Source organism: Schwartzia sp. (in: firmicutes), from assembly GCF_978017985.1.
The window spans coordinates 1-12,823 of the sequence record NZ_CDXDFU010000054.1; the positions used below are offsets into that span (position 1 = coordinate 1).

Here is a 12,823-nt window from a genome sequence, read left to right on the forward strand (position 1 = left end):
AAATGAGTGATTACAGTACAGATAATTCCTACCAGCTCAGGAATCCCGTGCGAGCCTGTAATAAAAGAAGTATTTTTCAGGCAGTAAACAACAAGCATCGCAAAAATTGCAGACGGAAGAGCATTGCCAAGATACCTGACGAGAACAGGCGTCGGTTTTGACGGAGAAAATACAAGAAAAGGAATGGCCCTGGTAAGAACGCTGGCCAAAGCGCATAACGTTATCGTAACAACCTGTTCAAAGAATGTCATGTACCCTGTACCTTCTTTTCAAGGAATCCCCGTCCCAAAACAAGACTCGCCAGAATCAGAATCATCGTAGGCAGCATAAAAGAATCCGGTCCAAATACGCGAAGGCATATTATCGCAGACAGTATCCCGATTCCGGCTGTATAATGCTGTTTTTCGTGCATCCACTGCTCAAGAAAAATAACAACAAACATAGCGGTCATGACAAAATCAAGACCCTTTGTATCGAATGGCAGGAACCCACCGAAAAACCCGCCCAAGGTCGCCCCCGCAACCCAATAGCACTGGTTCAAAAACGTCACCCATAACATAAACCAACCGCGATCTATTCCCTGCGGAATTTTCGCCGTATAATTTATAGAAAAGGTTTCATCGCAAAGCCCGTAGATCAAGTACAGCCGTTTCCATCCAAGCCCTTTGAATCTGTCGAGCATGGCGATTCCGTAAAAAAGATGCCGCGCCTGTATCATGAGTGCCAAAAGAAATACAGCCACAGGGGCAAATGGCGAAAGCAGCATAGAAACAGCTACAAACTCCAGCGATCCTCCAAAAATAACCGCTGACATTATCATGGGATATACAAATGAGAATCCGTACGCATTCATATAAACGCCATATGCCATTCCCAAAAATAAAAATCCGGCAAGAATCGGCAGCGTATACGGGAATGCGGCCTTTAACGCCGCTATCCTTATATCAGACATTTTTTCGTTATGCATTACGCTTCCTTATTCTTCTCCTTGAAAAGAGTATCCATGTGAGGAGAGTGGTATCCCTGCTCCTCAAGCGCACGTTTCAGACTGCCGTCGGACGGAGCATGGTAAACAGGCTCCGGACGGTATATCTGCGGTTCTTCAGCCTTTCTTTTAGAAGCAGAGTGCTTCACATAGGTATAGTCTTTTTCTGAAGCATCGTATGTTCTCGTGTCGTCAGTCATATCTTCCGGCACAGCAGAAATATCCATCTTTATCAGGAAGGCGACAATCCTTCTTCCTTCTTTGATGGATTCGTAGCTCATAACATAATTCGTCTTTTTATTGATTTCACGGATAGGGCCGTCCAATACACGGCTGCGGAAATGGGCAATCCTGTCGTATGCTCCTTCAGGAACGTCAAGCACATTGCGAAGCTCTTCAACTGAAAATCTTCGTTCTATGATTCCTGTGCCGTTTTTGCGGGCAAACCCTCTATACTGAATCAGAAGCTCAACAAGACGCCACGCGTAGGAGGAACTCAGCGGGAAAATCTGTTTCATCGTGATGCGTGTATATCCATACTCCTTGTCTAAAAGCTGCAGGAGGTACGGCTTCATATCATCACCGAATTTCATGATAAGTCCTTCGTCTCCGATATAACGGAAGGACTGAAAGATAACAGACTCACCACCCTTATCCTTCGGGTTTTTAGGGTTCTGAGGCGGAAGCTTTACCGTATGGGAAAGCATTTTCTTTGCGATGGTCGGAACAACGTTCAGATATTTATCGTTGCCGAGCGCCGCCGCAAGAGCTGCAGGTTTAATTTTAATCTGCTTGAATTCGGTCTCATTCCATGGATCCACAGCCTGCAGCGCCAATGCAAAAAGGCGAAGCTGCAGAGTATCCATGCCTTTTCTGACATTAATCAGAGGGTTTGCCTGATAGATACTGTCACGAAAAGGTGCAAGTTGAAAGTTTCCGCTTTCTTCTTCAAAGAGGTCTTTTTCATCTTCCTTGCGTTCCATAATCACATTCACCTCAAGATGTAGTATATCATTAAGTGTCACACACATCAACGCCGTGTGACACTTACAATTTGGTGTCATTTCGGGCTTACTTTTTGTGACATTTACACTTTGTCCTTACAATTTGGTGTCATAAAAAACGATTTTATCGGGATTCACATATTACGTCACTTACAATTTGGTGTCATTTTGAGCTTACTTTTTGGTGTTATATCGGCAGAAAAAAAATAAAAAATTTTTCATTTTTCCAACTTACTTTTTGTGACTATACATGATAAGGTATTTTTGAAATAATAATGCTACTACATCTGCTGCTTACTTTTTGTGACATAAAAAATATTTACATCACATCTTTTCGTTGCCATTCAAAAAATTTTATGTTACCTTTTCATCAATTGAGGATATTTTTCTGGCACTTACTTTTTGTGACATATACAAATGAAGTACCCTGATAATTTACTTCGCTCCATGCTTACTTTTTGTGACATACAGCTTACAATCCGGTGCGATTTTCTTACTTTTTGCGGATATTTTCTTACTTTTTGTGGTTCCGTATCTTACTTTTCGTGGACACAACCCTTACAATATGTGGACATTAACCACTCTGAAACGTTGATTTATCAAGGGTTTCTGATTCCCTAAAGTATTTAAAGTTTTATAAGTATTTATAAAAGACCAAATAAAACTTACTTTTTGTGGACAATAAAAAAATTTTTTCGCCAAAGCCACAGCTTCGTTTTAATAGCCTTGTAAAGAGATTGTGCGACATTTCCTTTTTATAATATGGTATACTGAATACAAAGGATAGGAGGATGTCCATGAAACGTGACCAGATAAAAGCAATGATATACGGACACGCTATCGGAGATGCGCTTGGCGTTCCGGTTGAATTTCAAACAAGAGAACAGCTGCTGAGAAATCCCGTAAAAGGAATGCAGAGCGGTGGCACTTATAATATGCCTGCAGGCTCATGGTCTGATGATACAAGCATGACACTCTGTATATTGGATAGTCTTGCGGAAAAAGGAAAAGTTGATTTCGAAGATATAATGCAGCATTTTATGCGCTGGCTTGATTCCGAATATACACCGACAGGAAAAGTATTCGATGTAGGACACGGTACAATGAAATCATTGATGCGCTATAAAAAAGGGGCACTTCCTCTTGAAAGCGGAGGACGCTCTGAGCGTGACAATGGAAATGGTTCTCTTATGAGAATCAGTCCGATTTCTTTGTATTTGGCACTTACAAAAGAAAAAATGGATGATGAAGCAGTAGAGCTGGTACATAAGGTATCTTCTTTGACACATGCTCATCCGCGCAGTTTAATTGCCTGTGGAATTTATACATTCATAGCATTTGGCCTTTTAAAGGGAAAAGGTGTTTCCGATGCTGTTACAGAGGGAATAGACGGGGCCTATGAGTATTACTCTGAGCATAGTGAGTTTATGCTTGAGAAAGAGATGTACGACCGTGTGTGGAATCTGCGCCGTCTCAAAGCACTTCAGGATGCAGATATCAGGAGCAGCGGATATGTAATTGATACGCTTGAGGCTGCGTTATGGTGCTTTATTACAACCAAAAGCTATCGTGCCTGCGTATTGAAAGCCGTAAATCTCGGTGAGGATACAGATACGGTTGCGGCAATAGCAGGAGGTCTGGCCGGACTTGCATATGGCTGGTATGATATCCAAGAGGATTGGAAAAAGGATTTGTTGAGGACGGATTTCATTGACGGTCTTTGTGATAAGTTCTCTGACAGATTTCATATCGTAAATTAAAGTGTTTCAAAAACAGGGTTATATCTGATACAAAAGATATAATCCTGCTTTTTTTAGGGAAGTTTTATATATGACACCAAAAAGTAAGTATGACGAAATAATATATCCACAAATTGTAAGTATGAAAAAGGAAATGAGGAGAAAATGGTAACAGTTCTTCCGGAGTTTTATGGTGAGTTTTTTTGTAAAGCAGGCGAGTGCAATCATTCCTGCTGCAAGGGTTGGGAAATAGATATTGATGAATGTACGGCTGCTAAATACCTCGAAGAAAAATCTCCTTTTGGAGAAACGCTTCGTGAAAACATAATATTTGGCGAAACCGCCTCGTTCAAACTCACGCCGGATGAGAGATGTCCTTTTCTGCAGAATGACGGACTATGCCGTATCATTTTGGAAAAAGGAGAGGATTTTCTTTGTGAAATATGCTCAATGCATCCCAGATTTTTTACTTATTATCGGGAGCTTGAGCTTGCGGGGATAGGGCTTTGCTGTGAAAAGTCCTGTGAACTTCTGCTGTCCGATGACGAAAAGCTCATTTTCTGCTCTGAAAGCGGAGAGTTTGAAGGAGATTTTGACAGGCTTCTCAAGTATGCGGGTATTGACGGACATGGGCTTGAGCAGCCCTTTGAACCCGACTGTTCGGAGGAATACTTTTCGTTTGTGCTTTCTGTTATGAAAGAAACAGAGCCTATAAATGAGGAGTGGACGGAAAAGCTTTGCCTTATGGAAACGGAAAAAGAAATGATTCTTGAAAAAATGCGGGACATAAGTCAAAAAGATTTTGCCGTAAAGCTTCAGAGAATATTTCAGATGATTTTATACAGACAGCTGGAAAAGATAGATGAGTATGGTGGGGAGCTGCTTTATGCTTTTGCAAAGTTTAACACGCAGTTTATACTGTATGAATATCTCCGAACAGATTATTTGAGCGAGTCTGTACGATCATGGTCGGAGCAGATTGAGTATGATACTGACAATGTAAATCTGTTATTGAAACGAATAATGAAATAAAATACTAAATAATTTCATTATTTATTTTAGTGCCGTGCAGTGGGCAATTCTTCATTATTATTATATAATTAAGGTTATAGGGCAGTGCTGAAGACGATGTATCCTCTGAGAAAGGCGGAGCATTATGAAGCAGATAAATTACCGCATTGAATATGAAGATGGGATTGATATTGCCAAGGACTGGACGGATTTTTTGTGTGTAGTTGATGAAATCGGCTGTATGGAAGAATATGAAGCTTCGTCTGATATTCTTTTGAAAATGAATTTCGGAGGCATAAATCCTGAAGCCGCGCAGCTCATTCTTGATTATGTTCATGAACATCTGCCTAAGGCAAAGACTGCGGGGCTTTCAATTACTCTTGTGGGCAAGAACAAAGACGCGCATTTCCTTGTCATGAATGCAATGTTTTTTATGTATTCTACCGTTGACATTCTTGAGGTTCCCGGAAGTATTCCAAAGGAACAGTATGAGACGGCCCGACAGCTTATGGGTGGCTTTCTTGACAGCGGAGAGGTTTTGCGCGGGGTTGAGATTCTGGCATCAGGGCTTTATACGGATATTGGTTCAAGTGTTCAGGATGTTGCTCTTGCACATGCGGAGATTCCGATATTCGGTGCTGTTGCGGGATTTCATGATGCCTTCCGTCATGACCGTTTTGACGGAATCGGAAATCCGAAATCCGAGAGATATGAGTTTATCTGCGGAAAGAAAATTTATACTGCAGGTGGAATGGTTATTAAATTCATGGGGGAAAAGCTCCATGTTCATATTGACTACACGCTGGGCTGGAAAGCCGTTGGAAAAGAACTGGAGGTAACGGAATCGGACGGCAATTACTGCCTCGTTTCCATAGATAATGAGCCTGCTGCTTATGTATATGAAAAATATCTTGGGGTAGATCCGTCAGGAGAGGCATTTATAGATAACATTTTCGCGTTCCCAATGACAGCAGAGCGCAAGGGTGTGCTTCTTGCCCGGGTTCCTGTCCATCATACAAAGGACGGCAGACTGTATTTTTATGGTGCTGTTCAGCCGGGGGACAAGCTGAGACTTGCTTATGGAAACCCTATAGAAATTCTGAAGGAAACATATGAGACAAGTGAACGGATGGCAGCGTTTGGTCCTGAAGCCGTATCGCTGATGATATGCGGTATTCGGGATATGTTTTTGAAGCAGGATGCAGATGAAGAATTGCGTGCATTTGCAAGGATACAAAGCAACCAGGAGGTTTTCTGCGGAACAGGGCAGGTTTATCTCAAGGATGGCTGCGGAGGAATGATGAACGCAACTCTTGTGGCAATCGGTATGCGTGAGTGTGATGAGCCTGTACCGGTGCAAAACAAACTGGGAGATGTCTCCGAGTCTGTGAAATCCGGGGTTATTCCTCTTTCAACGAGGCTGGCGAGATTTCTGGAGGTCACTACAAATGAACTGAAGGAAAAAGCGGAGCAGGCAAAGGCTGCTAACGTAGCAAAATCCCAGTTCCTTTCAAATATGAGTCATGAGATTAGGACACCGATTAATGCGGTGCTCGGAATGGACGAGATGATTCTGCGTGAGAGCCGTGAATCGGCGATTGTAGGGTATGCAGAAAATATTCGTACCGCAGGCAACAGCCTTTTAAGCATCGTAAACGATGTGCTCGATTTTTCTAAGATCGAGGCAGGGAAAATGGATATTATCCCTGTTGAATATGCTTTAAGTTCTATGCTTAACGATCTCGTAACCATGATTCAGACGCGGGCAGACGATAAAGGCCTGGAGCTTATCGTACATGCGGATCCTTCACTTCCCTCTGTGCTTAACGGAGACGAAATCCGTATTAAGCAGGTGATGACAAATCTTTTAACGAATGCTGTAAAATACACTAAAAAAGGTAGCGTTACACTAACGCTTAAAGCAATGCCAACAGAACGTGAGGATAACGTTGATATATCTATACATGTTATTGATACAGGTATAGGAATACGTAATGAAGAGAAAGAAAAGCTCTTTACTGCGTTTGAGAGAATAGATGAGAAGCGTAACAGAAATATCGAGGGAACGGGCCTCGGAATGAATATTACGAAACGCCTGCTGGATCTGATGGGCTCGAAGCTTGTTGTGAAGAGTGAATACGGCAAGGGCTCGGATTTTTCCTTTGTCCTGTCTCAGCAGATTGTAAATCCTGAGCCTATAGGAGATTTCCAGGATTCGTGGAATCAGCTTCGCGAGCATCATGACGTATATCATGAATCCTTTACTGCCCCTGATGCGAAGATTCTTATTGTTGATGATACAATAATGAACCTGACTGTTATAAAGAGTCTTCTGAAACAGACTAAGCTGCAGGTTGATCTTGCCCAGAGTGGTCTGGAATGTCTCGAAAAGACGGAGAAGGAGGAATATGACCTTATATTCCTTGACCATCGAATGCCTAAAATGGACGGCATAGAAACACTTCGTGCTCTTAAAGCATCTCCCACCAACAAAAATCTTAATATACCTATTATATCGCTTACAGCGAATGCTATATCAGGAGCCCGCGAGGAATATATCCGTGCCGGGTTTGATGATTATCTGACAAAGCCTGTAAACAGTGCTCAGCTCGAAAGACTCATCATAAAGTACCTTCCTGCTGATAAGGTAAATCTTAGTCAGGAAAGAGCTGTGGAAAAGAAGGAAATCACAGGACTTCCTGAATGGCTGCAGAAAATTGATACAATAGATGTGGCGGCAGGACTGGTAAACTGTGGTTCGATTGAAGGATACCTTGAGACACTTAAGGTGTTTTTGGATTCGATTCCGTTCAGCCGAAAAGAAATACAGGATTATTTCGATGCTGAGGATTGGAAGGATTATACCACAAAGGTACATGCCCTTAAGAGTACTGCTAATATAATCGGGGCTTCGGAGCTTTCGGAAAAGGCAAAACGGCTTGAAAATGCCGGGAACAATGGGTATATAGAGGAAATAAAAAAGGATACGCCTGCACTTCTCGAGCTATACGGCAGCTATGAGCAAACCCTTGCCCCTTTGAAGAGGGAAGAGGAATCTGATGAAGGAAAGACGGAAATTTCCAAAGCGGAGCTTGAGGATGCCTGGGAAACCATGCGCGAGTTTGCCGGGGCTTTTGATGATGATAATATGATGTTTGTGCTGGAGTCGCTCAAAGAATACCGACTGCCGGAAAAAGAAGCAGATATATACCGCAGGCTTTTTGAGGCCATGCAGCGAACAGATTGGGATACAGTACAAAAGCTGCTGAAGGAGACAACGTAAATTATGGGCCCCCTGTCGGTTTTTGGAGGCAGGGGGTGTTTTGCATGAGTCCAATCATTGGACTATTATTCGAGAAATGGATAGGCGAATGGAAAGAAACAGCATAGAAAAGCAGGAGGTTGGAAAATTTTCGCGAATTTTACTCAGTGCAGATGAAATATGGGAGGGATGATGATGAGAAAAATATTTATGCTTTGTATGGCGATTATGCTTTTAATGACGGCAACTGCCTTTGCATCCGGTGCTGTAAATAAGGACGGATACTATAAAAACATACGTCTGGCAGGCAAAGTGAAGATTGTCGAAGCCTTCGGCGACATAAAGGTTCAGGTTGTAACTGCTTTTCCGGACATTAAGGTAAAAAGCGTGACAGCGTTCCCTGATAAGGTTGGTGAATGGCAGTTTGTTGAAAGCTTTCCTGATTTTACAATTCAGTTCGTAGATGCTTTTCCTGACATCAAAGTGCAGTTCGTGGAGGCATTTCCGGGAGTACCGTAAGAGAAGCTTGGCGTATATCAGAGGAAAATGATTCTTCCATTTGTGAATTAAATTCAGATTTTATTTGACATAGGTATACCCCTATATGTATAATAAGCATATTGAAACATATAGAGGAGGAAATGCGATGATAGAAACGCTTGAATGTCTGTTGCTGCTTCCGATTCTGAGATACTCTTGGAATATGGTTGAAGAGGAAATGGTTCGCCGGCAGGGTTGCTGGTACGGTCAGTAATAGATTCGCATGAAAAAACACGCTTCATCTTGAAAAAGATGAGGCGTGCTTTTTTATATAGTCATTTCGTTAAAAATTTAGCATACATGGCATCGTCATTAGCGAGCATTTGGTCGCAGACTTCACCGACAATTATGACGGGATCAATACCCTGCTGGGCCATACGCTTTTTATATTCTTCACTGGAACAGACCTTTTCCGCAGCTTTTCGGAGAATGTTGAGCTTCTCCTGAGGAATGCCCTTTGGGGCGACGAGTGCGGCCCAGCCGCGTACCGAAAGGGGGTGTCCCAGCTCTTTGAAGGTTGGCACATTCGGATAAAGACTGCTTCTGGAATCTGTCATAATTGCGAGGATTTTAAGGTCTCCGTTTTCCAAGAAACGGTCTTTGAATGCACTGGGGTCCGCGAGAGTGGCATCAATCTGCTTATTTGTCAGAGCAGCTGCTACATCCGCTACCCCTTTAGGATAGGGAACATGCTTGAACTGAACACCGAATTCCTTTTCGAAATTGAGCGCGGCAATATGCCAGATTGCTCCGGCTCCGGAATTTCCCATTTTTATTCCGGAAGGGTGTGATTTACAGTAGGCCGCAAATTCATCGACTGTATTATAGGGTGCATCTTTCGGGACAATAAGCGCGGCAGGGGCTGCAATAGGAGCGCAGATGGAGACATAATCCTTGTTTGTTACATGAATCTTTCCCTGATGTGGGAACATCGCAAGCTCCACAGTTACCATACCGAGAGTATGACCGTCAGCCTGTGCATTTGCAAGATTAATCATGCCGGTTATCCCACCGCCGTCAGGCTTGTTGACAGGAACGAAGTTACTTCCCGGGAGTTCCTTCTGCAAAAGCTCTATAAGTGTGCGTGCGCTTATATCTGTTCCGCCTCCGGGGGCTTTTGGAATAATGACTTTTATCTCACCGTCACCGGGATAAGCGGTTTTCATTGATCCGCAGCCGCAGGCGCAAATAACAAGGAAGGCTGTAATGAGAACTGACAGAAGTTTTTTCATTTGCCTCGACTCCCCTTATTTTGTAAATAGAAGTATATATATATTACTTTATCAAAAAATAATGGGTTTGTATATGGGGGAAGCCTGATATTTAGCGTATTTACAAATAAAATAGGAGACCGCAGTGCTGATTGCGGCCTCCGTCAAAAGGAAGAAAAAATCAAATAAGATTAGGGGGGTTACTGTGCGAGTTCCTCAATAAGGGGGACAGCGCCCTGTGCCATGCCTGTACCGTCATGGCCTACGCCGGGAACTGTGCGGAGAATCCATGTAAAGTCCGTATTCAGCTCTGCAGCTTTGGCTTCGCATACATTAAAGAAATTCATGCCGCGCTCCAGACGGTTCTGACCCTGTGCATCAGCTTCAGGCGTCTTGCGGAGAACCTTGGAACGGATGACATCCTCTTCACCGAGAAGGATGACAACCGGCTTTGCAAAGGCTGTCTTAAGGTCATAAGAAGCTTCAGGAATTTTCCCGAGTCCGTATGAGAAATTAACGTCTTTGTCAGGCAGAGTGTACCAGCCGGAGTTGGCTGCGATTATGAGGTCAGCTTTTGACGGACCGCTTAAAAGCACATAACGGTGTATGAGCTGTGCGCCTGCGGAGTGTGCGTAAAGAACAACCTTGCTGTCCTTGGCTTCGGCTTTTTCTTTCGCAGCAGAAACAAGACGGTCAATAGCCGGGAACACCCAGTCTTTCTGTGGCTGAATTTTTCCGCCGGGTTCTTCGGAATCCAAAACATTCGCGAAATTGTAGTAACGGACTCCGGGATATTTTTCAGCAGAAAATTCAGGGCAGATTACAAGCAGATTATGCTCTTCCGCGTACTGAGCCCAGCCCTGGCAGTATTCCTGAGCGTTGCGTTTAAGGCCGTGGAACACAAGCACAATGGGGCGGCCGTCTTCCCAGGCCTGCGGACGGTAATAGTACGCGGTCATGGGAGAAGCGTTGGCTCCTGTGGGTTCATCAATGAGAAAGCTTCCTTCGCCGACCGGCAGGGAAGCTGCCTGTGCTGATGCAGCAAACATGAAGCAGAAGGCAAAAACCAATGGCAGGAAATAATTATTAAATGTTTTTGTAACAATCTTTTTCATTTAAATCAACCTCCTTATGTATCAGAATCTCAGCGACAGCTGCGCACGATAGTAGTTTCCGATTTTTTCTCCCGTACTCTTTTTTTCCATATCGAATTCCGTCAGGAAGTCCGCACGAATATCCTTTGAGAGAATATAACTGAAGCCAAGACCGATACCGCGGTTGTCATTAGTCGGGATGTTTACGCTCTTCGTAAGGGTGTTGGCAACGTTGAACTTGTCGACATCAATATAGTAGAGGGAAACACCGTAGGAATGCGGTTTGTTGTAGGATGCACCCTTATATGTGAGAACTGCAACCGTACCCTGAGGATTTCCCGACACTGCCATATTTTTGCTGTAGTCGGCAGCAAGGGTGAAGTTATCGCCTAATTTCTGTACAAGACCGAGACCGGTTACGCTGTAATCCGTAGGGCTGTATTTACCCCTCAGCTCGTGGATATGCCAGAGCTGGAAACGTGTCGCGGAGCTTGGAGTGTAGCCAAGCTTTACAAAATAGTTCTTTTCAAGCTTATTTGTCGTCGTTCCCTTGGAATCGGATCCCTGTTTTATGGAGGCCTTTCCGGCGCTGGTTACAGAAATATAATCGTTACTGTGTGCCTTGCCGCCTCCCCAGTCGCCGAAGCCGCCGCCTATCGTGAACTTGTTAAGACGGGTTTCAAATTCAACACCATCGTACATGCCGAGGCTGCCTTTTGATGCCCAGTAGCCAGTAGTACCGAAATCGTGACCGAAGCGTCCAATTTTTAACATCGTATTCTTCAGGATTGGATCGCTGCCAAGACTGTCAAATTGTACATAGGCGTTATCAATCTTGTTTGTGGTATCCTTTCCATCACTGGTGGTCAGCTTAGTACCGTCAGCGTAGGAATAGGAGCCGCTGTCGCCCATGGTGTTTTCATTGACAAGTATATCTCTTACACGGAATGTAGCATTTTTTCCGATGCGTTTTTCCAGGTTGAGACGGACACGCTGCTGGAAATGAAAGCTGTCATCTCCGTCAGACTGAATTGCGCGGATACGCGCGTCACCGTAGAATTTCCAGTCATCATTTTTGCTTTTTGCAGGGGCCGCAGCGGTATTTTTTCTGTATTTTGCAAGCTCCTCTTCGGAGGCCTTTAATGCTTTATCCTGTGCATCTATGCGCTGCTCAAGTGCCGCAAGGCGTGCTTTGAGGTCGTTCAGTTCTGCGGAAGTATCTGTAGCTTCTGCTGCGAAAGCAGTGGTGCTCATAGCCGTAAGTAAAGCGGCGCAGGTTAAAACTCTAGCTTTTTTATTCACAACAATACCTTCTTTTCGTTAGTTTTGGGGAAACGAGTTGAGTAAGGTTAGAGGATAATACTAAATACGAAGGACGAAACAAGAGCAACCATCATCGGGATAGCCGTTCTTTTTACGATATCAACCGGGGAAACATCTGCAATACCCGCAACGGCAATGATAGCTGCCGTGATAGGCGATGCGCTGCGTGCAATGCTGGATGCCATCTGCATTGGCGTAATCATTACTGCCGGAAGCATGGAAAGCTTCGTTGCGATATCCGGCACAAGAGCACCGAAGGAGTAGAAGGGGGCATTGCCCGAACCCATAATTACGGCTGATACTGCAACAATAAGAGTCATAACAAAGGTAATGCCGACTGCTCCAAATCCGGAGTTACGGGCACCTTCGATGATAAGGTCGATAGCGCCGATCTTCGTGAGGCCGTAAGCGAAGGTTTCACCGGCAACGATGAGAGTAACAACTGTAGCAAAAATTTCTCCCATTCCGTCAAAGAAGACCTGAATGCTTTTGAAAACAGCCTTTATGTCGCGTGTACGGATGAATTCAAACAGCATAGCGAGCGCGATGCTTATAATCTTGGACGTGACAACAGTCATCTTGATTTTCGCTATTGTGAGCTTGCTTAAAATAAGAACTAGTGCAATCGGTACGAGAGGCAGGATTGCATATATG

The 12,823-nt window shown here is 43.9% G+C and carries 11 protein-coding genes; 4 read left to right on the forward strand and 7 right to left on the reverse strand.

From position 1 onward, the window contains the following. From ACY69O_RS02705 to ACY69O_RS02715, 3 genes are all read right to left on the reverse strand, one after another. The coding region (locus ACY69O_RS02705) for a branched-chain amino acid transporter permease (protein ID WP_462331931.1) at positions 1 to 251 on the reverse strand (251 nt) is incomplete at its 3' end. Further along, the gene (locus ACY69O_RS02710) at positions 248 to 967 is read right to left on the reverse strand and encodes an AzlC family ABC transporter permease (RefSeq protein ID WP_462331932.1); all 720 of its coding nucleotides are present in this window, start codon (positions 965 to 967) and stop codon (positions 248 to 250) included. The genes ACY69O_RS02710 and ACY69O_RS02705, both read right to left, overlap by 4 nt. Then, complete coding sequence (locus tag ACY69O_RS02715; RefSeq protein ID WP_462331933.1) at positions 967 to 1,968, reverse strand: replication initiation protein; 1,002 nt, start codon at positions 1,966 to 1,968, stop codon at positions 967 to 969. The genes ACY69O_RS02710 and ACY69O_RS02715 overlap by 1 nt, the downstream gene beginning before the upstream one ends. A gap of 818 nt (positions 1,969 to 2,786) precedes the next feature. Between ACY69O_RS02715 and ACY69O_RS02720 the strand changes: the two genes are divergently transcribed. The 4 genes from ACY69O_RS02720 (at position 2,787) to ACY69O_RS02735 (ending at position 8,520) form a co-directional block, all read left to right on the forward strand. Then, a complete protein-coding gene (locus ACY69O_RS02720; RefSeq protein WP_462331934.1) occupies positions 2,787 to 3,749 on the forward strand; it encodes an ADP-ribosylglycohydrolase family protein in 963 nt (320 codons plus the stop codon). Between the two features lie 144 nt (positions 3,750 to 3,893). Then, a complete protein-coding gene (gene fliB / locus ACY69O_RS02725; protein ID WP_462331935.1) occupies positions 3,894 to 4,760 on the forward strand; it encodes a flagellin lysine-N-methylase in 867 nt (288 codons plus the stop codon). A 124-nt stretch (positions 4,761 to 4,884) separates the two neighbouring features. Then, entirely contained in the window at positions 4,885 to 8,022 is a 3,138-nt protein-coding gene (locus ACY69O_RS02730; protein WP_462331936.1) for a response regulator, read from the forward strand. Positions 8,023 to 8,196: 174 nt separating this feature from the next. Continuing rightward, positions 8,197 to 8,520: a hypothetical protein gene (locus ACY69O_RS02735; protein WP_462331937.1), complete on the forward strand. Its 324-nt coding sequence runs from the start codon at positions 8,197 to 8,199 to the stop codon at positions 8,518 to 8,520. A 296-nt stretch (positions 8,521 to 8,816) separates the two neighbouring features. Here ACY69O_RS02735 and ACY69O_RS02740 read toward each other — a convergent pair whose 3' ends face one another. The 4 genes from ACY69O_RS02740 to dcuC form a co-directional block, all read right to left on the reverse strand. Then, entirely contained in the window at positions 8,817 to 9,773 is a 957-nt protein-coding gene (locus ACY69O_RS02740) for a tripartite tricarboxylate transporter substrate binding protein (protein WP_462331938.1), read from the reverse strand. Positions 9,774 to 9,952: 179 nt separating this feature from the next. Then, complete coding sequence (locus ACY69O_RS02745) at positions 9,953 to 10,867, reverse strand: alpha/beta fold hydrolase (protein WP_462331939.1); 915 nt, start codon at positions 10,865 to 10,867, stop codon at positions 9,953 to 9,955. Positions 10,868 to 10,888: 21 nt separating this feature from the next. Further along, positions 10,889 to 12,148: a hypothetical protein gene (locus tag ACY69O_RS02750; protein ID WP_234988313.1), complete on the reverse strand. Its 1,260-nt coding sequence runs from the start codon at positions 12,146 to 12,148 to the stop codon at positions 10,889 to 10,891. Between the two features lie 47 nt (positions 12,149 to 12,195). Beyond that, a partial coding sequence (gene dcuC / locus ACY69O_RS02755) for a C4-dicarboxylate transporter DcuC (RefSeq protein ID WP_462331940.1) occupies positions 12,196 to 12,823 on the reverse strand: 628 nt, incomplete at its 5' end.